Origin of the sequence: Curtobacterium flaccumfaciens (genome assembly GCF_018598405.1) — a bacterium.
In the GTDB taxonomy this organism is placed as follows: domain Bacteria; phylum Actinomycetota; class Actinomycetes; order Actinomycetales; family Microbacteriaceae; genus Curtobacterium; species Curtobacterium aurantiacum.
Genome location: NZ_JAHEWS010000025.1, coordinates 1 through 23307 on the forward strand (window position 1 = coordinate 1; position 23307 = coordinate 23307).

General features: G+C 72.6%; 27 protein-coding genes. 15 read left to right on the top strand and 12 right to left on the bottom strand.

Features of this window, described 5'->3' with window-relative positions; genetic code table 11:
• Positions 1 to 75: 75 nt before the first annotated feature.
• Positions 76 to 981 (bottom strand): proline iminopeptidase-family hydrolase, encoded by a 906-nt coding sequence (locus tag KK097_RS14385; protein ID WP_250896776.1) that lies wholly within the window; start codon positions 979 to 981, stop codon positions 76 to 78.
• 86 nt (positions 982 to 1067) lie between these two features.
• Here KK097_RS14385 and KK097_RS18760 point away from each other — a divergent pair, with 86 nt between their 5' ends.
• Positions 1068 to 1799 carry a FadR/GntR family transcriptional regulator gene (locus KK097_RS18760; RefSeq protein WP_214531496.1) on the top strand — a complete coding sequence of 244 codons (732 nt, stop codon included), beginning with the start codon at positions 1068 to 1070 and terminating at the stop codon, positions 1797 to 1799.
• 55 nt (positions 1800 to 1854) lie between these two features.
• On the opposite strand, the gene KK097_RS14395 is transcribed toward KK097_RS18760, so the two are convergent.
• Positions 1855 to 2418, bottom strand: coding sequence for a VOC family protein (locus KK097_RS14395; RefSeq protein ID WP_035808811.1), 564 nt, complete (start codon positions 2416 to 2418; stop codon positions 1855 to 1857).
• A 262-nt stretch (positions 2419 to 2680) separates the two neighbouring features.
• Between KK097_RS14395 and KK097_RS14400 the strand changes: the two genes are divergently transcribed.
• The 6 genes from KK097_RS14400 (at position 2681) to KK097_RS14425 (ending at position 9926) form a co-directional block, all read left to right on the top strand.
• On the top strand, positions 2681 to 4246 hold the full coding sequence (locus tag KK097_RS14400) for an NCS1 family nucleobase:cation symporter-1 (RefSeq protein ID WP_214545251.1): 1566 nt from the start codon (positions 2681 to 2683) through the stop codon (positions 4244 to 4246).
• 159 nt (positions 4247 to 4405) lie between these two features.
• A complete protein-coding gene (locus KK097_RS14405; protein WP_214545252.1) occupies positions 4406 to 5170 on the top strand; it encodes an aspartate/glutamate racemase family protein in 765 nt (254 codons plus the stop codon).
• On the top strand, positions 5167 to 6543 hold the full coding sequence (gene allB, locus KK097_RS14410; protein ID WP_214545253.1) for an allantoinase AllB: 1377 nt from the start codon (positions 5167 to 5169) through the stop codon (positions 6541 to 6543). The genes KK097_RS14405 and allB overlap by 4 nt, the downstream gene beginning before the upstream one ends.
• Positions 6544 to 6586: 43 nt before the next feature.
• Entirely contained in the window at positions 6587 to 7840 is a 1254-nt protein-coding gene (locus tag KK097_RS14415) for a (S)-ureidoglycine--glyoxylate transaminase (RefSeq protein ID WP_214545254.1), read from the top strand.
• On the top strand, positions 7837 to 9096 hold the full coding sequence (locus KK097_RS14420) for an allantoate amidohydrolase (protein ID WP_214545255.1): 1260 nt from the start codon (positions 7837 to 7839) through the stop codon (positions 9094 to 9096). The genes KK097_RS14415 and KK097_RS14420 overlap by 4 nt, the downstream gene beginning before the upstream one ends.
• Positions 9093 to 9926 carry a MurR/RpiR family transcriptional regulator gene (locus tag KK097_RS14425; protein ID WP_214531490.1) on the top strand — a complete coding sequence of 278 codons (834 nt, stop codon included), beginning with the start codon at positions 9093 to 9095 and terminating at the stop codon, positions 9924 to 9926. Before KK097_RS14420 ends, KK097_RS14425 begins: the two co-directional genes overlap by 4 nt.
• On the opposite strand, the gene KK097_RS14430 is transcribed toward KK097_RS14425, so the two are convergent.
• Entirely contained in the window at positions 9893 to 10402 is a 510-nt protein-coding gene (locus KK097_RS14430) for an SRPBCC family protein (RefSeq protein WP_214545256.1), read from the bottom strand. The two genes, KK097_RS14425 and KK097_RS14430, sit on opposite strands and share 34 nt — an antisense overlap.
• Before the next feature lie 144 nt (positions 10403 to 10546).
• Between KK097_RS14430 and KK097_RS14435 the strand changes: the two genes are divergently transcribed.
• From KK097_RS14435 to epsC, 3 genes are all read left to right on the top strand, one after another.
• On the top strand, positions 10547 to 11584 hold the full coding sequence (locus KK097_RS14435; protein WP_214545257.1) for a dipeptidase: 1038 nt from the start codon (positions 10547 to 10549) through the stop codon (positions 11582 to 11584).
• 259 nt (positions 11585 to 11843) lie between these two features.
• The gene (gene cysK / locus KK097_RS14440; RefSeq protein WP_214531486.1) at positions 11844 to 12782 is read left to right on the top strand and encodes a cysteine synthase A; all 939 of its coding nucleotides are present in this window, start codon (positions 11844 to 11846) and stop codon (positions 12780 to 12782) included.
• Positions 12779 to 13363, top strand: coding sequence for a serine O-acetyltransferase EpsC (gene epsC, locus KK097_RS14445; protein WP_439647656.1), 585 nt, complete (start codon positions 12779 to 12781; stop codon positions 13361 to 13363). Before cysK ends, epsC begins: the two co-directional genes overlap by 4 nt.
• A gap of 157 nt (positions 13364 to 13520) precedes the next feature.
• Here epsC and KK097_RS14450 read toward each other — a convergent pair whose 3' ends face one another.
• Positions 13521 to 13820, bottom strand: coding sequence for an excalibur calcium-binding domain-containing protein (locus KK097_RS14450; RefSeq protein ID WP_214545258.1), 300 nt, complete (start codon positions 13818 to 13820; stop codon positions 13521 to 13523).
• 141 nt (positions 13821 to 13961) lie between these two features.
• On the opposite strand from KK097_RS14450, the gene KK097_RS14455 reads away from it, so the two are divergent.
• The gene (locus KK097_RS14455) at positions 13962 to 14345 is read left to right on the top strand and encodes an MmcQ/YjbR family DNA-binding protein (RefSeq protein WP_214545259.1); all 384 of its coding nucleotides are present in this window, start codon (positions 13962 to 13964) and stop codon (positions 14343 to 14345) included.
• Positions 14346 to 14351: 6 nt separating this feature from the next.
• On the opposite strand, the gene KK097_RS14460 is transcribed toward KK097_RS14455, so the two are convergent.
• On the bottom strand, positions 14352 to 14981 hold the full coding sequence (locus KK097_RS14460; RefSeq protein ID WP_250896778.1) for an MOSC domain-containing protein: 630 nt from the start codon (positions 14979 to 14981) through the stop codon (positions 14352 to 14354).
• A 91-nt stretch (positions 14982 to 15072) separates the two neighbouring features.
• Here KK097_RS14460 and KK097_RS14465 point away from each other — a divergent pair, with 91 nt between their 5' ends.
• Genes KK097_RS14465 through KK097_RS14475 form a run of 3 tightly spaced genes read left to right on the top strand, consistent with a single transcriptional unit; the run spans position 15073 to position 16597 of the window.
• Positions 15073 to 15627 (top strand): RNA polymerase sigma factor, encoded by a 555-nt coding sequence (locus KK097_RS14465; protein WP_214545261.1) that lies wholly within the window; start codon positions 15073 to 15075, stop codon positions 15625 to 15627.
• Positions 15624 to 16289: an Asp23/Gls24 family envelope stress response protein gene (locus KK097_RS14470; RefSeq protein ID WP_214545262.1), complete on the top strand. Its 666-nt coding sequence runs from the start codon at positions 15624 to 15626 to the stop codon at positions 16287 to 16289. The genes KK097_RS14465 and KK097_RS14470 overlap by 4 nt, the downstream gene beginning before the upstream one ends.
• Positions 16286 to 16597: a hypothetical protein gene (locus KK097_RS14475; RefSeq protein WP_214545263.1), complete on the top strand. Its 312-nt coding sequence runs from the start codon at positions 16286 to 16288 to the stop codon at positions 16595 to 16597. The genes KK097_RS14470 and KK097_RS14475 overlap by 4 nt, the downstream gene beginning before the upstream one ends.
• Before the next feature lie 88 nt (positions 16598 to 16685).
• Here the strand turns inward: KK097_RS14475 and KK097_RS14480 are convergent, their stop codons facing one another.
• The 7 genes from KK097_RS14480 to KK097_RS14510 all read right to left on the bottom strand — a co-directional run bounded on the left by KK097_RS14480 (position 16686) and on the right by KK097_RS14510 (position 22276).
• Positions 16686 to 17558, bottom strand: a complete 873-nt coding sequence (locus KK097_RS14480) for an aggregation-promoting factor C-terminal-like domain-containing protein (protein ID WP_214545264.1) — start codon at positions 17556 to 17558, stop codon at positions 16686 to 16688.
• Positions 17559 to 17856: 298 nt separating this feature from the next.
• Complete coding sequence (locus KK097_RS14485) at positions 17857 to 18312, bottom strand: MarR family winged helix-turn-helix transcriptional regulator (RefSeq protein ID WP_214545265.1); 456 nt, start codon at positions 18310 to 18312, stop codon at positions 17857 to 17859.
• 176 nt (positions 18313 to 18488) lie between these two features.
• Positions 18489 to 19139 carry a GntR family transcriptional regulator gene (locus tag KK097_RS14490; protein ID WP_214545266.1) on the bottom strand — a complete coding sequence of 217 codons (651 nt, stop codon included), beginning with the start codon at positions 19137 to 19139 and terminating at the stop codon, positions 18489 to 18491.
• A 109-nt stretch (positions 19140 to 19248) separates the two neighbouring features.
• Positions 19249 to 19764, bottom strand: a complete 516-nt coding sequence (locus KK097_RS14495; RefSeq protein ID WP_214545267.1) for a DUF1810 domain-containing protein — start codon at positions 19762 to 19764, stop codon at positions 19249 to 19251.
• Positions 19761 to 20552 carry a YqjF family protein gene (locus KK097_RS14500; RefSeq protein ID WP_214545268.1) on the bottom strand — a complete coding sequence of 264 codons (792 nt, stop codon included), beginning with the start codon at positions 20550 to 20552 and terminating at the stop codon, positions 19761 to 19763. Before KK097_RS14500 ends, KK097_RS14495 begins: the two co-directional genes overlap by 4 nt.
• On the bottom strand, positions 20549 to 20947 hold the full coding sequence (locus KK097_RS14505) for a DoxX family protein (protein WP_214545269.1): 399 nt from the start codon (positions 20945 to 20947) through the stop codon (positions 20549 to 20551). The genes KK097_RS14500 and KK097_RS14505 overlap by 4 nt, the downstream gene beginning before the upstream one ends.
• A gap of 60 nt (positions 20948 to 21007) precedes the next feature.
• Positions 21008 to 22276: a bifunctional phosphopantothenoylcysteine decarboxylase/phosphopantothenate synthase gene (locus tag KK097_RS14510; RefSeq protein ID WP_214545295.1), complete on the bottom strand. Its 1269-nt coding sequence runs from the start codon at positions 22274 to 22276 to the stop codon at positions 21008 to 21010.
• Between the two features lie 64 nt (positions 22277 to 22340).
• Between KK097_RS14510 and KK097_RS14515 the strand changes: the two genes are divergently transcribed.
• Positions 22341 to 23132, top strand: a complete 792-nt coding sequence (locus KK097_RS14515; protein ID WP_214545270.1) for an NRDE family protein — start codon at positions 22341 to 22343, stop codon at positions 23130 to 23132.
• Positions 23133 to 23307 lie beyond the last annotated feature (175 nt).

The window sequence follows — 23307 nt, forward strand, 5'->3', positions numbered from 1 at the left end:
CTGTGGGGGTGGGAACTGCGGCCGGGAGGCGCGGGGCGGGCCCGCACCGTGCCTCCAGGGAAGGTCGTGGCCGGGTCAGGCCCCGTCGTGCGCGGCCAGGAAGGCCGCGACCACGCGGCGGAACTCCGCCGGCTGCTCCAGGTGCGAGCAGTGGCTCGCACCGGGGAAGACGTGCTGCCGGACGTCGGCGATCCGCTCGACGAACGGGGCCCACGTGGCGGGGGTGGCCTCGTCGTGCTCGCCGGCGACCACGAGCGTCGGCACGGTCACGCGGTCGAGCCGGTCGACGACGGTCCAGTCGCGCATGGTGCCGATGACGTGGAACTCGTTCGGGCCGTTCATCGTGTGGTAGACCGTCGGCTCCCGCTCCATCTGCTCCTCGGAGTCGACGAAGTCCGGATGGCTCGGGACCACGCGGCAGACGTGCCGCTCGTAGAAGACCTGCGTCGCCGCCAGGTACTCGGGGTCCTCGACGGTGCCGGCGGCCTCGTGTCGGGTCAGGGCGTCCTGCACGTCGGCGGGCAGCTGCGCACGGAGCTCGGCGGCACCCTCGACCCAGAGCTCCATCGACGCGGGGGAGTTGCAGATCGCGAGCGACCGGAGCCCCGCGGGCTGCCGCACGGCGATCTCGGCGCCGAGCATGCCGCCCCACGACTGCCCGAGCACGTGGTGGTCGCCGAGGCCGAGGTGCTCCACGAGCGCCGCGTACTCGTCGACGAACAGCTGCGGCTGCCACATGTCGACCGGTGCGTCCGGGCGGTGGCTGCTCCGGCCGCAGCCGAACTGGTCGTGGTGGACCACGGTGCGCCCGGTTTCGTCTGCGAGGGCCGCGAGGTTCCGGAGGTAGTCGTGGGCCATGCCGGGCCCGCCGTGCAGGACGACGAGGGGCAGCGCGCCGGCGACCGGGGTGTCGGGCGTGGTGACCCGGTACCAGGTCTCGCCGTCGCGGAACGGCATCGTGGATTCGGTGATGCTGGACATGGGGGTCAGCATGGAGCGGAAAAAGGTCCCACGCAATACCTTTTCTGCTGCCTTAACGTGGTCGTAACACCGCGAAGGGGGTCCGTGTGTCGGATCGTGCGACCGAGACGCGCGTCGACGAGGTCGAGGACCGCCTCGTGACCGCCGTCGCCGTGGGCGAGTACCTGCCCGGTGCCGGGCTGCCGCCGGAGCGCGAACTCGCGGGCCTGCTCGGCGTCGCCCGGGTCACCGTGCGCGGTGCGATCGCCCGGCTCGTCGAACGGGGGCTGCTCGAGACCCGTCGAGGCCGTGGCGGTGGCACGTTCGTCCGCACCGAGTGGCCGGACAGTTCATCGGACGCGGTCGGGCGGGTGCTGCTCGCCCGGTGGGAGGCGATCCAGGACACCGCCGACGCGATCGCGCTGCTGCACGGGGCGCTGGCGACCGCCGCGGCGGAACGGGTCACCCCGGACGACGCCGCGCAGATCCGCGCACGGCTCGAGGTCTTCCGCGACGCTGCCTCGGGCCTCGAGAAGCAGCAGGCCGACGCGGTGCTGCACCGCACGATCATCGACGCCGCGCGGAACGACGCCTTGCGGACCGCGCTCGCCGGGTTGGAGGCGCAGATCTCGATCGCCGCTCCGGCGCACCTGTGGGGCACGGCCGAGGGCATGGCAGAGATGGAGACCCGCGCGCTCCACGAACACGAGTTGCTGGTGGACGCGGTGTGTTCCGGGCGGGCGCCCGAGGCCGGCACGATTGCCCGGCAGCACGTCGGGATCGACGTCGAACTGCTCGAACGGGCCGTGCGGCGGACGGGGCAGGTGCCCCGACACTGAGCGGGCGGACTGTCGGTCTGGCTGCCGGTCGGTGCCGGGTCCGCTTGGTCGGTCGTCAGTGCACGGCGGGTGCCGGCACCGGGTAGACGTCGTCCGGCATCGGCCACGGCGCCCACTTCGGCCGCGGCGCGTACACCAGGTACGGCTGCGGCGTCGGGTAGCTGACGAGCTCGAGCGTCGACCCCCACGGCGTGCGGGTGTAGACGAACCGGTTGCCGGCCCCCGCCTCGTCCCCGCGCAGGTCGCGCGGGTCCGAGTTCCGGGTTCCGCCGGCCGCCTCGACCCGGGCGAGCGTCTCGTCCAGGTCGTCGGCGTACATCGCCAGGTGCTGCCACCCGAGGTCGGACGGGTGTGCGGCGTTCCGCTGCTCGGGCCCCAGGTACTCGAACAGCTCGAGCCCCGGACCCTCCGGCAGCGCGAGCATCCGCATGGCCCCCTGCGCCATGGTGCTCGGGATGCCGAGGTAGCCGTGCGCCTCGGAACTGCTGTTCGGCGTCTCGTCACGACGCCGCATGTCGTACAAGACGACGGCGTCGAACGCCGCCTCGAAGAACTGCGTGGCTGCGTCGATGTCCGGCACCGTGACGCCCACGTGGTCGATCCTGATTCCCCTGCTCATGGTCGATTCGTACCACCGGCGGTCATCGCCGCTCGGGTCCGTGCGGGGTCCGTGCGGGGTCCGTGCCCATCGATGCGGCAAGCCGCAGCGCGGCTCCGGGCGCGGTCGGCACGGGTCTCCAGCACGGCTTTCGGAACGGTCGTTCCAGGACGGGGTGTGGGACACACGACCGTTACACGAGGGAAACGGCGGGGGCGAAGTCGCTCCGTAGCTTCGTGCTCAAGCACGCACCGCCCCGCTTCCCACTCCCTCGGAGGACGCCATGGCTACCGACATCGCGACACCAGTCGCCGCGCCCCACGCCCCCACCACGACCGCCGCCCCCGCCCCAGCGGGTGCCGGTGTCGTCAAGCCCGGGTACGACCCCGCGCTCACGAACGAGGACCTCGCCCCGCTGCGCGAGCAGCGCTGGACGAGCTACAACTTCTTCGCCTTCTGGATGTCCGACGTGCACTCGGTCGGCGGGTACGTGACGGCCGGGTCGCTCTTCGCGCTCGGCATCGCGAGCTGGCAGGTGCTCATCGCGCTCGTGGTCGGCATCCTGATCGTGCAGGTCTTCGCGAACCTGGTCGCCAAGCCGTCGCAGCGCACCGGTGTGCCGTACCCGGTGATCAACCGAGCGGTCTTCGGGGTGCTCGGCGCGAACGTCCCCGCCATCATCCGCGGCCTGATCGCGATGGCCTGGTACGGCGTGCAGACCTTCCTCGCCGCGCAGTCGCTGAACATCATCTTCCTCAAGTTCATCCCGGCGTCCGCTGGGCTGCTCGACCACGCGTTCCTCGGGTTGTCGGCACTCGGGTGGATCTCGTACGCGATCCTCTGGGTGGCGCAGGGCGCGCTGTTCTGGATGGGGATGGAGGCCATCAAGAAGTTCATCGACTGGGCCGGCCCGGCGGTGTACGTGGTGATGATCGTGCTCGCGATCTACCTGGTCAGCGAGGCGGGCATCGGCAACATCTCGTTCACGCTGTCGGCCGGTGAACCGCTGTCGTTCGGAGCGTCGATCCCGGTGATGCTGTCCGCGGTCGCCCTGGTGGTCAGCTACTTCTCCGGGCCGATGCTGAACTTCGGTGACTTCTCGCGCTACGGCCGGTCGTTCCGTGCGGTCAAGCGCGGCAACTTCTGGGGGCTGCCGATCAACTTCCTGTTCTTCTCGGTCCTCACGGTGCTCTGCGCCAGCGCGACGGTTCCGGTGTTCGGCAAGCTCATCACTGACCCGATCGAGACCGTGCAGGCCATCGGAGCACCCTTCGCGATCCTGCTCGGCGGCCTGACGTTCGTCACCGCGACCGTCGGCATCAACATCGTCGCGAACTTCATCAGCCCCGCATTCGACTTCTCGAACGTGGCACCCCGGAAGATCTCGTGGCGTGCCGGCGGCATGATCGCCGCGGTCGGTTCGGTGCTCCTCACCCCGTGGAACTGGTACGGCAACGACCAGGCGATCCTGTACACGCTGGGGGTGCTCGGCGCGCTGATCGGCCCGCTGTTCGGCATCCTCATCGCGGGCTACTACATCGTCGGCAAGCAGCGCATCGCCGTCGACGACATGTACTCCACGAGCCGCACGGCCCGCTACTGGTACCGCGGCGGCTTCAACCCGAACGCCATCTGGACCCTCGTGGTCACCGGCGCGATCTCGGTCGCGAGTGCGGTCCTGCCGCCGGCACTCGACGTCCTGCCGTGGCTGGCGAACTACAGCTGGTTCATCGGCTGCGGCCTCGGACTCGTCGTCTTCTGGGCGCTCGAGCGCGTCCGGCCGGGCATGCCGGCGCTCGACGCGGACGACCCGACGGTCGACGACGGCGCGGCCGTCGGTCGGGCCTGACCACCGGCGTCGCGGCCTGTCCTCCACAGGACGGGTCGCGACGCTCGGTCGTCCACAGAACCCAGAAGTGGCCGGGAGGCCCGCCCCGCCCCCGCCACGATGGTCACCACCCAGCACCACCGGTTCCACCGCTCCACTCGCTCCACCGGAAGGACCCCGATGCGCATCCGCGTCGTCAACCCCAACACCACCGCGTCGATGACGCGGTCGATCGGCATCGCCGCCAGCGCGGTCGCCGCCCCCGGCACGGTGATCGAGGCGGTCGAGCCCACGATGGGGCCCGCCTCGATCGAGAGCCACTACGAAGAGGCGCTGGCCGTTCCCGGGCTGCTCGAGCAGATCGCGCTCGGGGAACAGGACGGGGTGGACGCGTTCGTCGTGGCCTGCTTCGGGGACCCGGGCCTCGACGCCGCGCGGGAACTCGCGACGGTGCCGGTGATCGGCATCGCGGAGGCCGGCTTCCACGCCGCGGCGATGCTCGGCCGACGGTTCGGTGTCGTCACCACCCTGGCGCGGACAACCGGCCGCGCCCACGAGCTCGCCCAGCGCTACGGCTTCGCCCCGCTCGTCACGGAGATCCGGGCGTGCGAGGTCCCCGTCCTCGAACTCGACGACCCCGAGTCCGGTGCACGGGCGCTCGTGATCGAGGAGTGCCGCGCGGTGGTCGACGGGGGAGCCGACGCCGTGGTGCTCGGGTGCGCGGGCATGGCCGACTTCTGCGCCGAGGTCTCGCTGGCGATCGGGGCACCGGTCGTCGACGGCGTCGCGGCGGCCACGGTCCTCGCGGAGTCGCTCGTCCGGCTCGGGCTCGCCACGGGCAAGCGCGGGGAGTACGCCCTGCCGCCGGTGAAGGCGATGTCGGGGCTGCTGGCGGGCTTCGAACGTCACCCGGCACAGGTCGCGACGGTCGGGGCGGGCGCGTGACGGGGATTGCGGCGGGCGACACGGCAGACCTGGTCGTCCGCGCGCAGCGAGCCTGGGTCGACGGCACGTTCCGCCCGGCCGCGGTCGTCGTCCGCGACGGTCGCATCGCCGGCGTCCTGCCCGTCGACGCGGTCGTCGACGCCGTGCAGGACCACACCGTGCCGGACGGGCAGGTGCTGCTCCCCGGATTGGTCGACACGCACGTGCACGTCAACGAGCCCGGCCGCACCGAATGGGAGGGCTTCGCGTCCGCGACCCGGGCCGCTGCGATGGGCGGGGTCACCACGATCGTGGACATGCCGCTCAACTCGATCCCCGCGACCACCACGGTCGAGGCGCTCGCCGTCAAACGCGCGAGTGCCGAGGGCAGGGTGGCTGTCGACGTGGGGTTCTGGGGCGGAGCCGTGCCGGCGAGTCTCGGGGCCCTCGACGCCCTGCACGACGCCGGCGTCTTCGGCTTCAAGTGCTTCACCGCACCGAGTGGTGTCGACGAGTTCCCGCACCTCGACCCTGAGCAACTCCGTGCCGCGATCGCCGAGGTCGCCCGGCTCGACGCGCTGCTGATCGTGCACGCCGAGGACCCGGAGCACCTGGTGCCGCACCAGGCCCTCGGCGGCCGGTACGCGGACTTCCTGGCCACCCGACCCGTCACCGCGGAGCGGTCCGCGATCGCGCAGATCATCGACGGAGCCCGGGTGACCGGGGCGCGCGTGCACGTCCTCCACCTGTCCGACGCCGGTGCTCTGCCGATGCTGCGCGCCGCGAAGGACGACGGTGTGCGGATCACGGTCGAGACGTGTCCGCACTACCTGGCGTTCGAAGCGGGCGCGATCCCGGACGGTGCGACCGCCTACAAGTGCTGCCCACCGATCCGCGACGACGCCAACCGGGACGCGCTGTGGGCGGGTGTGCTCGACGGCACGATCGACCTCGTCGTCTCGGACCACTCGCCCTCCACCGCCGACCTGAAGACCGACGACTGGGGGCTCGCCTGGGGCGGGGTTGCCGGCCTGCAGGTCGGGTTCCGGGCGGTGTGGACCGAGGCCGAGCGCCGAGGGATCCCGCTCGAGGCACTGCTGCCGCTGTTCACGACCGGTCCGGCCAACCTCGTCGGGCTGCACGACCGCGGGGTGATCGCTCCCGGTGCCCTGGCGCACTTCGCCGTGTTCGACCCGTCCGCCGAGTCCGTCGTCGACGTCGCCGGGCTCGAACACCGCAACGCGGTCTCGGCGTTCGACGGCATGCGCGTGTTCGGCAGCGTCACCGAGACCTGGCTCAACGGCCGCCGCATCGCCACGGCCGACGGCGGCGTGGGGCGCGTCGAGGGCTCGCTCGTCGGGCGTCCCGTGCTCGTGACGGAAACACCCCTGTAACGATCGTTCCGGTATCGTCGGATCAGGAACGGAAGGAACCACCATGCTCCCAGTGAACCCACCCGCCCGTCTCCTCATGGGCCCGGGTCCGATCGACGCCGACCCGCGTGTGCTCCGTGCGCTGTCGACCCCGCTCGTCGGGCAGTACGACCCGTGGATGACGTCCACGATGAACGAGACGCAGGCGCTCTACCGCCGCGTGTTCGGTACCCGCAACGACGCGACGCTGCTCGTGGACGGCACCTCGCGCGCGGGGATCGAGGCGGTGCTGGTGTCGCTGCTCGCCCCGGGCGACCGCGTGCTCGTGCCGGTGTTCGGCCGGTTCGGGCACCTGCTCGCCGAGATCGCCGGCCGTGCGGGTGCCGAGGTCCACACCATCGAGACCGAGTGGGGCCAGGTCTTCACACCGTCCGCGATCGAGTCGGCCATCGCGCGCGTCCGGCCGAAGGTGCTGGCGGTCGTGCAGGGCGACACCTCGACCACGATGAACCAGCCGCTCGACGAGCTCGGTGCGATCTGCGAGCGGTACGGCGTCCTCCTCTACACGGACGCGACCGCGACGGTCGGTGGCAACCCGCTCGAGGTCGACGCCTGGGGCATCGACGCCGTGAGCGCCGGGCTGCAGAAGTGCCTCGGCGGCCCGTCCGGCAGCGCACCGGTCACGCTGTCGCCGAAGGCCGTGGCCGTGCTCGACGAGCGGCGGAGCGTCGAGGCCGGCATCCGCGAACCCGGTGACGACGTCGCCGACGAACCGATCCGCTCGAACTACCTCGACCTCGCGATGATCCTCGACTACTGGGGCCCCCGCCGCCTCAACCACCACACCGAGGCCGCTTCGATGCTCTACGCGGCCCACGAGTGCGCCCGCATCCTGCTCGAGGAAGGCCGCGACGCCGTCGTCGCCCGCCACGAGACCGCCGGGCGCGCGATGCTCGCCGGGGTGCAGGGCCTCGGGCTCCGGGTCTTCGGCGACGTCGCCCACAAGATGCACAACGTCGTCGCCGTCGAGATCCCCTCCGACGTCGTCGGCGACCAGGTCCGGGGCGCGATGCTCGACGACCACGGGATCGAGATCGGTACCTCGTTCGGGCCGCTGCACGGGCGGGTCTGGCGCATCGGCACCATGGGCTACAACGCCCGGAAGGACACCGTGGTGACGACCCTGGCCGCGCTCGAGCAGACCCTGCGCCGTGCCGGGCACGCGGTCCCGCACGGCGGCGGTGTCGACGCTGCCCTCGACGTCTTCCGCGACGACACCGCCACGGTCGCTCCCGCCGGGGCCGAGGTGCTCGCGTGAGCGCCGTGCCCGTCCTGAACGCCACCGCCGTGGGCGCCGCCGACGCCGAACTCGTCGCCCGCTGGTGCGACGAGCTCGCCGCCCTCAGCGCCGAACCGGGCCGCATCACCCGCGTCTACCTGTCACCCGAGCACGCCCGGGCGAACGCCCTCGTCGCGGGCTGGATGCAGGACGCCGGGCTGTCCACCTGGCAGGACGCCGCCGGCAACCTGCACGGCCGGGCCGCGGGCGCGACGCCCGACGCGCCCGTGCTGCTGCTCGGCTCGCACCTGGACACCGTGGTGGACGCCGGCCGGTACGACGGCGTCGTCGGGGTGCTCATGGCCATCCGCACCGCCGCCCGGCTCACCGCCGACGGTCCGCTGCCCGTCGCGCTCGAGGTCATCGCGTTCTCCGACGAAGAAGGCACGCGCTTCGGCAAGGCCCTGCTCGGGTCGTCCGCCGTGGCCGGGGTGTGGGACGGCGCGTGGTGGGACCTCGAGGACGGCGACGGTGTCACGCTCCGGCAGGCCTTCACCGACTTCGGACTCGACCCGGACCGCGTCGGCGAGGCCGCGGTCGACCCGGCCTCGGTGGTCGGCTACCTCGAGGCGCACATCGAGCAGGGGCCGCACCTCGAACAGGCCGGGCAGGCCCTCGGGGTCGTCACGAGCATCGCGAGCGCCCGACGGTTCTCCGTCGAGGCCGTCGGGGAAGCCCGGCACGCCGGAGGCACCCCCTACGAGCGTCGGCACGACGCCCTGCTCGCCGCCGCCGAGGCCGCGCTCGCGGTGGAGCGGATCTGTCGGGCCTCGCACCAGGTGGGCACCGTCGGCACGATGACGGTCGAACCCGGAGCCGTCAACGTCGTGCCCGGGCTCGCACGGTTCTCCGTCGACCTGCGCGGCGAGTTCGACGACGAGCGGGACGAGGTCTGGGACGAACTCACGAAGGCCTTCACGCTCATCGGCGAACGCCGTGGGGTGAGCGTCACCCCCACCGAGGTGCACCGTGCTCCCGCCGTGTTCTGTGCGCCCCGGCTGATGGACGCCGTCCGCGCCGGGATCGCGTCGACCGGTGAGACCGCACCGATGGAGCTGTTCTCGCGGGCCGGCCACGACGCGATGTCGCTCGGGCTCGTGACCGACGTGGCGATGCTGTTCCTCCGCAACCCCGACGGCATCAGCCACCACCCGGACGAGTACGTCTCGACGCCGGACATCGCCCTCGGGCTCGATGCCCTGGCCGTCGCAGTCGAACAGGTGGCACGCGCATGAGCACCGCCAGCCCCGACGTCCGCGCCCGCATCGACTCGGTGTGGGAACAGCTCTCGCCCGCCGAACGACGGGTCGCCGCCATGGTCCGGCACGACCCGGAACTCCTGCTCGTCGGCACCTCCGCCGAGCTCGCGGCCGAGTCCGGCACCTCGAAGGCCACGGTCTCGCGACTCGTGCGGTCGCTGGGGTTCCAGGACGCCGCCGAGGTCCGGCAGAACCTGATGTCCGCACGGGGCTCCGGCCTGCCCTGGGTCGCCGAGGACGCCGCCCACGTCGACCAGCGTGCGGTCGAGGCGCGGAACCTCGACGCGGCGTTCGCGTCCCTCGGCCGTGCGGACCGTCCGCGGCTTGCCCGTCGGATCGTCCGCGCTCGCCGGGTGCTCGTCCTCGGCGAACGCGGGGCCTACCCGATCGCGCTGCAACTGCGGTCGCAGCTGGCGCAGGTGCGGTCCGACGTCCGGGTCGGTCCGTCGCCCGGGCAGCGGCTCGGTGAAGAGGTCGCCGACCTCGACCGGCACGACCTCGTCGTCCTGGTGACCGTGCGCCGGCACACCGCCGGGGTCGAGCGGATCGTCCGGCACTGCGTCGACTCGGGGGCGGACGTCATCGTGCTCGGGGACCCGACCGCCGCGGTCATCGCCGCCCCCGCGGCCACCGCGATCCTCTGCCCGGTCGATTCACCGTCGGCGTTCGACTCGATGGCGGCGCTGTTCGCCGTCGTCGCCGCGATCGCCAACGACGTCTACGACGCCTCCGGACCCGGCGGGCGGGTGCGGGTCGACGCCGTCGCGAACGCCTACGACGCGCTGGGGGAGCTCGCCGCGCCCTGATCGCCGCCCGACCCGGCACGCAGCTCGGCGCGCAGTTCTGCGGCGAGCGAGGCATTGCGGTCGGCGATGAGCCGAGGCATGTACCAGGCCAACGCGAGCACCTCGGCCGCCCGCCCCAGCGGGCCGAGCGGGGCGCGGAACGTGATCGTGTCGACCATGCGTGTGCCGCCGGCCGACGGCTCGAACCGGTGCTCGTGGTGGAACCGGGCGAACGGCCCACGCACCTGTTCGTCGACGAACCGGTGGGGGGCCTCCAGGGCGGTGATCCCGCTCGTCATCCGCCAGACGATCCCGAAGTGCCGCGCACGCCAGGTGACGGTCTCGCCCAGGCCGATCGTGCCCGTCGTCGTGCCGGCGACGGCGCGTTCGTCGGTCGCGGCCATCGAGCGCTCGTGCGCGCCGATGTCGAGCGACAGCGCGAAGGCGCGCTCCGGCGGCACCGGCAGGTCCGTCACGACCCGGAACGAGACGGTCACGACGCCGGCCAGCCCGTCGGGGCGGACCGGTCGTCGTCGGCGTCGCCGGGCTCGGGGACCGCGAGCACCAGTCGCTCGGTGCGGAGGGTGACGGGCTGCACGGGTCGAGCCTAGCCACGTCGGTGCGGGCGGTAGCGTCGGGGGATGACGTTCGACGCGCTCCCGTTCCCGGTCATCGACGGCCACAACGACCTGCCCTGGGAGCGTCGTGACAGCCACGACTCCGGCGTCGAGGGCATCGACACCGAGGACGGCTCGTTGCACACCGACATCCCGAAGCTCCGCGCCGGCGGCGTCGTCGGGCAGTTCTGGTCGGTGTTCGTGCCCGCGGACGACCCGGACCCCGTGACGACGACCCTGCAGCAGGTCGACCTCGCGCACCGGATCATCGAGCGCTACCCCGACGACCTCGCGCTCGCCCGCACCGCCGCCGAGGTCCGTGCCGCCGTCGACGCCGGCCGGATCGCGTCGCTGCTCGGCGCCGAGGGTGGGCACTCGATCGGCGACGACCTCGCGGTCCTCCGCACCCTCGCGCGGCTCGGCGTCCGCTACATGACGCTCACCCACAACGACGACACCGCCTGGGCCGACTCCGCGACCGGGGAGCGGGCGCACGGCGGCCTGACCGACCGCGGGCGGCAGGTCGTCGCGGAGATGGAGCGGATCGGCATGCTCGTCGACCTGTCCCACACCGCACCGGCCACCATGCGGGACACCCTCGACGTGGCGACCCGACCCGTCGTGTTCAGCCACTCGTCGACCGTCGCGATCGACGACCACCCGCGGAACGTGCCCGACGACGTGCTCGGACGTCTGGCCGACAACGGCGGCGTCGTGATGATCACCTTCGTGCCGAAGTTCGTGTCGCGGGCGTGGGCGGACTGGGAGGAGTCGGGCATGCCCGGCGAACCGCCCCTGGTCACGGTGTCGGACGTCGCCGACCACGTCGAGCACGCCCGCGACGTCGCGGGCGTGGCGCACCTGGGTCTCGGCGGCGACTACGACGGCACCCCGGTGCTGCCGCCGGACCTGCGGGACGTGTCGCGGTACCCGGTGCTCGCGGCGGAGCTCGCCCGGCGCGGGTGGGGCGAGTCGGACCTTCGTGCGCTGGCCGGCGGCAACGTGCTGCGGGTGCTCGAGACAACCGACGAGCGGTTCGCACGGACGGCGTTCGTGCGCTGACGCGGTGGGTTCGCGCTGCGAAAGCGACTTTCCTCGGCGCTGGTCGTGCTCACTCCCGCGAAAGCGACAGATGTCCGCGGACTTTCCTCGGACACCTGTCGCTTTCGCACGCCGGGACCCCGGCCTGGAGGCGCGACTCGCGTCCGGCGCGCACGCGCCGTCACGGACAGGACCACCTGGGGTCCGGTCGCTAGGATCGGGCGCACACCGCGCCTCCAGGAAGAGCGATGCGCGACCTGAGCTGCGAAGGACGGACCGGATGAGCGGCACCATCTACGAGAACATCTCCCAGGCGTTCGGCAACACCCCCCTCGTCAAGCTGAACCGGCTGCCGAAGGCGGGCGGGGCCGAGGTGCTCGCGAAGCTCGAGTTCTACAACCCGGGCGCCAGTGTCAAGGACCGTCTGGGCGTCGCGATCATCGACGCCGCCGAGGCCTCCGGCGCGCTGCAGCCCGGTGGCACCATCGTCGAGGGCTCGTCCGGCAACACCGGCATCGCCCTCGCGCTGGTCGGCGCCGCTCGCGGGTACCGGGTCGTCATCACGATGCCCGAGACGATGAGCGTCGAGCGCCGTGCGGTCATCCGTGCGTACGGGGCCGAGATCGTCCTGACCCCCGGACCCGAGGGCATGAAGGGCGCGGTCGCCAAGGCCGAGTCGATCGTCGCGGAGACCCCCGGTGCGATCCTCGCCCACCAGTTCGAGACGGCCGCGAACGCCGAGATCCACCGGAAGACCACGGCCGAGGAGATCCTGCGCGACACCGAGGAGCACGTCGACGTGTTCGTCGCGGGTGTCGGCACCGGCGGCACGATCACCGGCGTCGGGCAGGTGCTCAAGGAGCGCGTGCCCGGCGTGCAGATCGTCGCCGTCGAGCCGAAGGACTCGCCCCTGCTCACCGAGGGCAAGGCCGGGCCGCACAAGATCCAGGGCATCGGCGCGAACTTCATCCCCGAGGTCCTCGACCGGAGCGTCATCGACGAGGTGTTCGACGTCGAGCTCGACGACGCGCTCCGGGTCGCCCGCGCACTCGCCACCCAGGAGGGCATCCTGTCGGGCATCTCGTCCGGCGCGATCATCCACGCGGCCCTCGAGATCGCCGCACGCCCCGAGAACGCCGGCAAGCGGATCGTCGCCATCGTGTGCGACACCGGAGAGCGCTACCTGTCGACGGTGCTCTTCGAGGGGCTCACTGCGTGAGTCGTCCCCTCCGACGAGGCGTGCTGCGGACCATCCGCGAGGACCTGGCCGCAGCACGCCGCGGTGACCCCGCTGCCCGGGGGGACCTGGAGAACGCGATCGTCTACTCGGGGCTGCACGCCATCTGGACGTACCGCGTGACCCACCGTCTCTGGAACGCGCAGGGGCTGCCCGGGTCCCGGTTCGCGGCCCGCCTGCTCGGGCAGGTCGCACGGTCGGTCACCGGCATCGAGATCCACCCGGGGGCGCGCATCGGTCGCCGGTTCTTCATCGACCACGGCATGGGCGTCGTCATCGGGGAGACCGCGGTCATCGGCGACGACGTGCTCGTGTTCCACGGGGTGACCCTCGGCGGACGCGGCGGTGACCACGGCCCGGGAGTCCGACGGCACCCGGTCGTGGGGGACCGGGTGGTGCTCGGGGCGGGATCGTCGCTGATCGGGGCGATCACGATCGGTCCGGACTCCGTCGTCGGGGCGAACACCGTCGTCACGAAGGACGTGTCGGCGGGGTCGGTCGTCACCGGGATCGCCGGGACGCCTCGTCCGCGGTCCGGGCACGAGGGCGTCCCGACGCTCTGAGCGGCACGCCAGGCCCGCAAGACACCGGTGTTCGCGCATTGCGCCGCGGTTTGCGGGTGTTCAGGACGCGAACACCGGTGTCTTGCCGGTCACCGCGAGCGGGCGAGCGGGGGAGCGGGCGAGCGGGCGAGCGGGCAAGCGGGCGAGCGGGCGAGCGTCAGCTCTTCTCGCAGGCGATGCCGTCCTTGTCGCGGTCGAGCTTCGCGTTCGCCTTGTACAGGGCGTCGTCCTTCTTCACCGTGCCCTTGAGGGCCCGGTAGGTGGCCTTGCCACCGGAGACGACCTTGTTCTTCTTGACGGACTTCTTGGCGATGCCGCCGGAGTACACCTTGTGCACCGCGGTGCAGTTGGCGTAGGACTTCGGCGCTGCTTCGGCGGTCGAGGCCCCGCCGACGACGACGGTGGTCGCGAGGACGGCGGTGGCGGCGGCGATGCCGAGGGTACGGATGATGCGCACGGGTTCCCCCTGGAACTGGTGGTGATCGCGCGAGCGACCGCCGCGTCGGGTGCGCGGCGTGGTGATCCTACGACGTGATCGAGGCTCATGACCTGCCCCCGAACGGGGTGCGCTGTCGGCGGCCTGCGGCATCCTGGTCGCATGGACGGCGAGCAGTTGCACGAGATCGCGAGCCGCACGGCACTGGGGTTGCCGGCGGCCCTCGAGACCCAGCCGTTCGGCGAGGGCTCGGTGGTCTACAAGGTCGTCGGCAAGATGTTCGTGATGGTCACGGAAGTGCGCGGGACCCCGATCGTCAACCTCAAGTGCGCGCCGCCGCACGGGGCAGCACTGGTGCGCGACCACGACGAGATCACGCCCGGGTGGCACATGAACAAGCGGCACTGGATCACGCTCGCGCCGGGCGACGGTCTCGACGAGACCCTGGTCGAGGACCTCGTGGCCAACGCGTACGACCTGGTGGTCGCCGGGCTGCCCGTGGCGAAGCGGCCGATGGACCCCTCGCGCGGCGCGCTGCCGGGTTGACCGGGCTCAGGCGCGCGCAGCGACCTTCGACAGGTCCCGCACGACCTTCGGCGCCAGCCGTTCCCCCGACTCGAGCACGGCCCGTGCCCGCTCGGGTGCCAGGTCGCCGAAGATCTCGCCGATGGTGACCCCGTGTTCCGGCCGGTACGTCACCTCGACGGGATCGCCCGCCGTGACCGATCCGGACTTGACCACGCGGAAGTACGCCCCCGGTCGCCCCTCGTCGGCGAACCGCTTCACCCACCCGTCGATCCCCATCCGCCGGGCGAAGGTGCCGCAGGGCGTGCGGGGGACCGTGACCTCGAGCTCCAGGGTGTCGCCGATCCGCCAGCGTTCCCCGGTCACGGCCCCGGTGACGTCGATGCCGCTGGTGCGGAGGTTCTCACCGAACAACCCGGGCGTGACCTCGCGGTCGAGCAGTTCGGCGAAGTACGCGGCGTCCTCGTCGGCGTAGGCGTACACGGCCTGGTCCTCGCCCCCGTGGTACTTCCGGTTCGCCTGCACGTCGGCGCGCAGACCGAGCGGCCGGACCCGGACGCTGCCCGCGACCGGCCGTTTGTCGATGGCGGTGACGCCGATGATGCCGGAGTCCGGCAGCAGGCGGTCGACGCGGCAGACGGCGGTGACGAGCGACATGGAGCCACTCTGGCGCACCCGGGGCCGTCGGCCAAGCCCGGGACACGAGCGCACCCAGGCGTTCACCATGCACCACCAGTAGAAGGAACGCGTGCACCACCAGTCCCTCGCCGAGCTCGACGACGCGGTCCTCGCCGGCCGGTCGTCCGACGGTGACGTCCGGGCCTTCGAGGTCCTGATCCGTCGCCACACCCCGCTGCTCCGCGCCTACGCCCGTCGGACCCTCGGTTCCACCGACGAACTCGACGACGTCGTGCAGGAGACCTTCATCACCGCCTGGGACCGCTTGGACTCCCTCGAGGACCTCGCGCGGGTGAAGTCGTGGTTGATGCGCATCCTCAGCCGGAAGTGCCTCGACCGGATCCGAGCCCGCCGTGTCCACGACGACGTCACCGAGCTCGAGGTCGCCGCGCCCGCCGACGACGCACCCGACCGGGTCGCCGAGGCGCGCTCCCGTGAGGACGCGGTGGAACGTGCGCTGGCCGAACTGCCCGAAGCCCAACGACGGTGCTGGATCATGAAGGAGGTGCTCGAGTACCGGTACGAGGAGATCGCCGCCGAACTCGACCTGCCGCCGTCGACGGTCCGCGGACTGCTGTCCCGAGCGAGGAAGAACATGATCCGACTCATGGAGGGATGGCGATGACCGACCACGACGGCCTCCGACCGGACCTGCCCGACAGCCCGGAAGCGCTCGACGCCCTCGAGCCCGGTGACCTGGACGGTCACTCGATCGACGAGCTCGCCGACTACCTCGACGCCGGCATGCAGCCGGCCGACCCCAGCATCGACGACTCGCCCGCCTGCCAGAACGCCCTCGCGGCGATCATCCGCGTCCGGCACGCGTCGCTCCGGTCCCTCGAGGCGGCGGCCCGCGACGAGGCCCCCGCCGACGAGTCCTGGATCAGCGGGGTGCTGGCGAACATCTCGATCGAGTCCCGCTCCGGTCGCGACGTGCCGCTCCGCCCGCTCTCCGAGACGGAGCGCCCGGTGATGACCGAGGGGGCCATCCGCTCCCTCATCCGCCGGACCGGTGACGAGGTCCCCGGCGTGCTCGTCGCCCGGTGCCAGCTGGACGGCGACGTCACGGAGCTGGCATCCCCGATCCGGGTGGTGGTCGAGATCGCGATCGCGGCCGGTCCGTCGATCCCCGCGACCGCCGAGCTCGTCCGCACGGCGGTGGCCGGCGCCCTGACGGAGCAGACCGACCTGCTCGTCGAGGCGATCGACGTGGTCGTCCGCGACCTGCTGCCGGACCCTGAGACCGGCACCGTCGAGACCGGCACTGATCCGGAGGGGTCCCGATGAACACCACCGACGACACCCTCGCCGCGATCGAGGCCGCCGTCACCGACGTCCCCGGCGTCACCGACCTGTACCGCTCCCGCCCGACCGTCGCGAGCGCGTTCCAGGCGGTCCGCAGCATCGCCACGAACACCGGCCCGCTCCGGATCGTGGTGGACGACGACGGCGCCCTGCGCGTCGTCATCGGCACCGACGGCTTCCGCCCCGCCCCCGAGGTCGCCCGAGCCGTGCACGACGCCGCACTCGCGACCGCGGCGGCCCGCGGCTTGGCGCTCAGCCGGGTCGACGTGCGCGTCGCGCGGGTGGGCTGACCACGACCGGTGGACGGACGGGAGGCCCGTGGCGGATCCGCCATGGGCCTCCCGTCCGTCGGTTGGTCGCGTTCGCGACCCGCGCCGATCAGTAGAAGTTGTTCGCCTGCGAGTGTGCCCACGCGGCGCACGGGGTGCCGTACGCCGAGCTGATGTACTGCAGACCCCAGGTGATCTGGGTCGTGGCGTTGGTCCGCCAGTCCGCGGCGACCGTCCCCATCTTCGAGCCGGGGAGGGCCTGCGGGATGCCGGTCGCGCCACCGTTCGCGTTGACCGCCTGGTAGTTCCAGCCGGACTCCTTGGTCCACAGGTTGTCGAGGCATTGGAACTGGTCGGCGCCCCAGCCGTAGTCGGACGACGCGAGCGAGGTCGCGGTGGCCTTGGCTCCGGCGACGGTGTTGCCGGCGGCGAGCTTCCGCGCTGCCTCCGCGGCCTCGGCTGCTGCCCGCTGCTCGGCAGCGGCCTTCGCTGCGGCTGCGGCCTTCGCGTCGACGTCCCGCTTGTCCTGGGTCGCACTCGCCTGGGCGACGTGCGTGGTCGACGCGACCGTCGTCGAGATGCGGTTCGTCAGCGCGGCTCCGGACAGCTCCGAGTAGTCGCTGAGGGCGTCCACCCGCTGTTCGAGTGCCGAGGTGTCGACCTTGTCGTTCGCGGTCTGCATGACGGTCTTCGCCGTGGTGATGGTCGCGGCGGCCTGGGCACGGTCGAGCGCGGTGCCGTGCAGCGCGGGCTGCGGGGTCGCCGAGGCGCTCGCGGAGCTGGTCGGCATGCCGAGGGCCTCGCCGATGGCGGGCTGCGTGCCGACGGTCAGGGCGCCACCGGCGACGGCCAGGACCGCGGCGCCACCGGCGAGCAGGGTCGCCCGGTGCCGCAGGGCCCGGCGCATCCGGCGGGTGGGGGTATTCAGGGCCTCACGTCGGGTCGAGGCGGTGGTGGTGGGGAGCTCAGGGGAGTGTCGCATCGGTTCCGCAGGTCGGCGGCTCGGTGGGGAGGGACTCCTGCTCGCGCGACCGAGGTCGTGCGGGCGTGCCCGAGGCTGGCGGTGTCGGTGACACCGTCGGCGACGACGGAGGAGTCCTCGAGCCGGTGAGGACCGGACGGTGGTGTGGGGCCCGTCCGTCCGCCGGGAGCGGCCGTGGGGTGGCCGCGGTCAGGCGGAGCCGACACCATGACCGGTCAGACTGGGCAGGGCGTCCAGGATCGCTGGCAGAACGGTCCGTCCACCGCTTGGTAACGGTTCGGTAACGGCGGATCGCGGGCTAGAAGGTGTGAGGTTCCTGAGCGTGCTCACCCTGGGCGACCCGCTCGAGTGCCGTCAGCGCGCCGGCGATCGCCTCGACGTCCGACTCGTCGAGTTCGGCGATGAGCTCGGCGACGATGCCGGTGCGGTTCGCGCGGGCCTGTTCGACCGCCTCGATGCCCTCCGGCGTCGCCGTGACCATGAACGCCCGGCCGTCGCGCGGGTCGGCTTCGCGCTGGATGAACCCGCGCTGTTCGAGCTCGGTCAGGATGCGGGTCATCGTGGGCTTCGTGACCACCTCGATCCGCGACAGGTCGCCGGGGCGCAGGGGTCCGTGTCGCTGGATCGACGCCAGCGCCGACACGATGCCGTACCCGAGCGAGGCCGAGTCGGTGCGGGCCCGTCGGTTGATCCGACCGACCGCGGCGGCCAGGCGTGCGGCGACCTCGGTACGGTCCGTCGGGCGGGGGTTCATGTGCTGCTCCGGGTGCCTGGTTCAGGTGGTCGCCAGTGATGCTATCGGTCCGTGCGGCCCTGGGACTGGGAGCGTCGCGCGCGTGCTCGGCTGCTCGGACGGGAGGCCCGTGCAACGTCCGCCGCCCGCCTCGCGTGCACGAGACGGGCGGTTCCTGTACGCGGGTACAGGATGCGCTACTGCTTCTCGCCCGGGAGCTGGTGGATCGCTTCGGTCGCGAGTTCGGCTTCGACGTTGTCGCCCGACTCGGTCGCGGCGCGCAGACGTCGGAAGTCCTCGGTCATCCGGTCCCAGTCGACCAGCTCGTCGAGGTTCGGCAGACGCAGACGGAACGCCAGGCCGTCCATCGTGTCGCGGCAGACGCGCTGCAGGTTCTCGTTGCCGCACTCGGCGACGTAGAGGGCGAAGACGTCGAGGGCGTCGTGGTTGACGGCGGCGACTTCGTGGGCCTCGAGCTCGGCGATCGTCTTGTCGAGCTGCGCGAGGATCTTCTTCCGGGCGGCGGAGCCGAGACGCGGGACCGCGAGCCGGACGACGCCGCCGAACAGGACGCCGAGGGTCTGCATGGCCTCGACGACCTCGGTCGGGTCGGGGGTGGTGACGCGGGTGTACCGGTTCGGGGCCATCTCGATGAGGCCGGCGCGGGACAGCTGGCTGAGGGCCTCGCGGATCGGCGTGCGCGAGACACCGAGCCAGGAGATGAGCTCGTCGTCGTTCAGCCGTTCCCCGGGCAGGAGGGTGCCGTCCATGATCGCGTCGTGGATCTTGTGGCGGACGGTGTCACGGAGCAGCTGGTGCTCGGTCGGGGCGCTGCGGGGGACCGGCATGCGTTCTCCTTCTGGGGCTGTGGCGTCGGGGCGCCGGGCGAACGGGCACGGTCGTCATCGCACGTGCTCGCATCACCGTACCTGATATGACAACGGCGTTCCGATCGGCTCAGCGCGTGTCAGGTGTCGGCTCGTCAGGTGCCGGTCCCGAGGGTCGCTGGTGCGCTTCGAGCAGCCGGATCGTGGCCGGGTCCTCGACGCCGCCGTACCATCGGCCCAGCACGGCGGCGAAGGGCTGCGGGTCGGTGGCGACGCGGCCGAAGAGCGTCATCGACGACCGGAGCTTCACCGCGTCGATGCCCCCGAGCAGGGCGTCGGCGGAGCGGGCGGGGGCTGCTGCTGCGACCTCGGTGGCCGCGAGCAGGCGGGGCCCGAGCACCCGGTGGGCCAGGTAGGCGCGGGCCTCGTCCGCGCCGGTGATCGCGTAGCGCGCGGCCGTGGCGCTCCGCCCGAGCCCCGCCAGCTGCGGGAACACGAACCACATCCAGTGCGACGACTTCCGGCCCCGACGGAGTTCGTCGAGCGCGACGTCGTGCACACCCTGCTGTGCCCGGGCGAAGCGCGCGAGGTCGAACGGGTCGTCGGTGCGTGCTTCGTCCGGGGTGGGCGGCTGCGCGTCCGTCACCGGACCACCCCGCCCCAGCCGTACCGCACGGTGGTCCCGTCCACCACGAGCAGGGAGTCCGGTGCACGGTCGAACAGCCCGGGCATGCCGACGGCGTCGGGCAGATCGCCCTCGAGCCGGTCGAGGGTGGCCGCGCGGGTGGTGAGCACCGGGTGCTGCCGCTGCCAGAACAGGGTCTGCGCCAGGTACCGCGCGTGAATGCCGGCCCGTGTGGTCAGCTCGGCGGCCAGCGGGGTGTCGACGACCTCGCCGGCGGTGACCCGGACCGAGGCCGCGTGCTTCGGGCTAGCCGTGCCGGTCGGTCGTTCCTGCCGGAGCGACCGGGCCCACCGCACCGGGTGCAGTGCGCGGGTCGGGTGCCGGACGGAGCGGTGTGCGATCGCCTCACCGCGGCGGCGGGACCGTGCGTGCGAGAACGTGTACGGCACGCCGAGCAGGGCGTGCGCGGCGACGATCGCGGGCACGTTCGCGGTGTCGACCGTGCGGTAGGTCACCCCGCGCCGCCCCTGGTCGTCCACCGTGAGGACCTCGATCGTGACCTCGGTCATGGTGCCGAGTCGCCCGGCAGAGGGGAACGGCGGTACCCGGGTCTCCCGGAACACGTAGGCCGACAGCCCCACCCAGGCGCTGCCGTCGACGACGTCCGGACGGGTCCCTCGGGGAACGAGCCGCTGCAGCGACGCGGGCTCGTGGCGCCAGTGCGCGAACACGATGTCCTCCCAGGCGTGCTGGGTGACGGGGCGGTGCAGGAGCGGCACCGCCGCGCGGGTCCACGACGGCTGGGTCACGGCTTCGGTGCGTGCCGACCGACGCGCATGCTCCAGAGGACCAACGGCAGCTGCAGGGGGAGCCGCAGGATCCCGATCAGCCGCATCGCCCGGCTCGAGCGGGGATGGTCGAGCAGGTCGTTCGCCATCTTGAGGTTCGCCGGGAACACCGCCGCGAACAGCGCCGCCGCCGCCCAGCCCGAGGCACGGCGGGTGGCGGGGAACGCGAGCCCGGCGGCGATGCCCAGCTCGGCCACCCCGGAGGCCAGCGTGGTCAGCCGCGGGGGCAGGGCCTCCGGCACGATCCGGTCGAAGTGGGTCGGGCGCAGGAAGTGCATGGTGCCCGCCGCGCCGAGGGCCACCGCCAGGATGGTGGCCGTGCGGTTGGCACGTCGGATCCGCTCACGTCGTCGCATGCGCCCATCGTGCTCGCCCGCGCTCGGAAGCGGCCGGGTGTGCTGTCAGGTCAGTGCTGTTCACGTCAGCGCCGTCGCGACGAGGTCGAGGACCGCCGACGCCACCTCGGCCTTGGTGCCGGAGGTCTCGCGGACGACCTCCCCGCCGGGCACCAGGACCTCGATCGCGTTCTCCTCACGCTCGAACCCGGCCGACCAGCCGACGTGGTTCACGACGAGCAGGTCCGCGGGCTTCCGGCTGATCTTGGCGCGTCCGAGCTCGACCCGCGCGTCACGGTCGGGCTCGGTCTCGGCGGCGAACCCGACGATGATCTGCCCGGTCCGCCGTGCGGCGACGAGGTCGGCCAGCACGTCCGGGTTCCGCACCAGCTCCAGCGTCATGCGCTCGCCCTGCGCGTCCTTCTTGAGCTTCTCGGTGAGCACCTCGGCCGGCCGGTAGTCGGCGACGGCGGCGGTCATCACGACGACGTCGGCTTCAGCGGCGGCGGCGTGCACGGCCTCGGCGAGCTCGAGCGCGGACCCGACGGGCACCACGGTCGCGTCCAGCCCGGTGGTCAGCGAGCCGTCCACGTTCGCCGCGACGAGGGTCACGGACGCGCCGCGACGGACCGCGTCGGCGGCGATCGCGATGCCCTGCCGGCCGCTGGATCGGTTTCCGACGAACCGCACCGGGTCGAAGGGCTCCCGGGTGCCGCCCGCGCTGACGACGACGCGCACACCGGCCAGGTCCCCCTGCTCGCCACGCGCTCCGGTGCCGGCGCCGCTGCCGGTCTCCGCGTCACGTCGGCCTGCGGGTGCGGGGTGCTGGTCGAGCACGGCGAGTGCCGCGGCGACGATGTCCTCGGGTTCCACCATCCGACCGATGCCGGCGTCGTCGCCCGTGAGCGCCCCGACGACCGGGCCGACCAGGTGGACGCCGCGGTCACGCAGCGTGGCGACGTTCGCGCGGGTGGCGGGGTGCTCCCACATCTGCGGGTGCATCGCGGGGGCGACCACCACGGGCGCCTCGGTCGCGAGCAGGGTGGTGCCGAGCAGGTCGCTCGCCAGGCCGTGCGCCATCCGGGCCAGCGAGTCGGCGGTGGCCGGGGCGATGACGACCAGGTCGGCCCGGCGTCCGAGCGCGACGTGGCGCACCTCGGCGACGTCGTCCCAGACGCTCGTGGTGACGGGGTTGCGGCTCAGGGCCTCGAGCGTGGGCAGTCCGACGAAGCGCAGGGCGCCCTCGGTCGGGACGACGTGCACGTCGTGGCCTCGCTTGACGAGGTCGCGGACGACCCCGACGGCCTTGTAGGCGGCGATGCCCCCGGTGATCCCCACGATGACGGTCAGGGCGCGCTCTGCTGCTGCGTTCACCTGGCTCACGCTACCGGGGCCACGTGCGAGGATCGACGGCATGTGCACCGTCGTCGTCCGCGTCGACCCCGGGTCCGAGTGGCCCGTGACCGTGCTCGCCCTGCGGGACGAGTCACCCGAGCGTCCGTGGGACCCGCCAGCCGCGTGGTGGCCCGACCGCGATCCCGATGTGCGCGGGGTCCGAGACCGATCGGCCGGTGGTGCATGGCTCGCCGCGTCCGACCGAGCCGGCCTGGCCGTGGTGCTCAACCGCGCCGAACCCGTCGCCAGCACCGACGGCACCTGGACGACCCGTGGCGTCGTGCCGGTGGACGCCGTCGCCGACGACGTGCTGCCCGGACAGGACGGCACGCTCCCGACCACCCGGGCCTTCAACCTGGTGCGGGCGACGGCCGAAGGTGCATCGGTGCTCACCTGGGACGGCGAACAGGTCCGCACCACCGACCTCGGCCCCGGCGTCCACATGGTCACGCACGGCGCGGCCGACGACCCCGCGGCGCCGCGCATCGGCCGGTGGCTCGAGGCCTTCCGTGCGGCCGACGCCCCGGCCGGCCCACCGGTGCTCGGCCCGTTCGACGAACTCCGCACCGTGGACTCCGGTGGTGACGCCGGGGACGGCTGGGGCGGCTGGTTCGGCGTGCTGGCGGAGTCCGCGGCGCTGCCGAGCGACCACCCCGACGCGATCCTCCGCGACGTGCACGAGGCCGAGGGGCACATGACGACGCTGTCGATCGTCGCCGCGGCCATAGCACCGGGCCGCACCGTCCTGCGGCACGCGCGCCTGACCGAACCCGGCCGGCTGGACCGGTCGGTGGAGCTGCACCGCGCCTGACGCTGGCGACGTGCCGGACCCGCACGGGGCTGTCGCGAGACGCCGGCGTACCCGTTCGACGCCGCTACGTCGCCGAGACGCCTCCGGATCCGGCGGCGTCTCGTGCGTTCCGGGGCGTCCCGGTGTGACGCCGGCGCGCAGCGTGCGCTCCCCACCACCGGACGGGAGGCCCGTG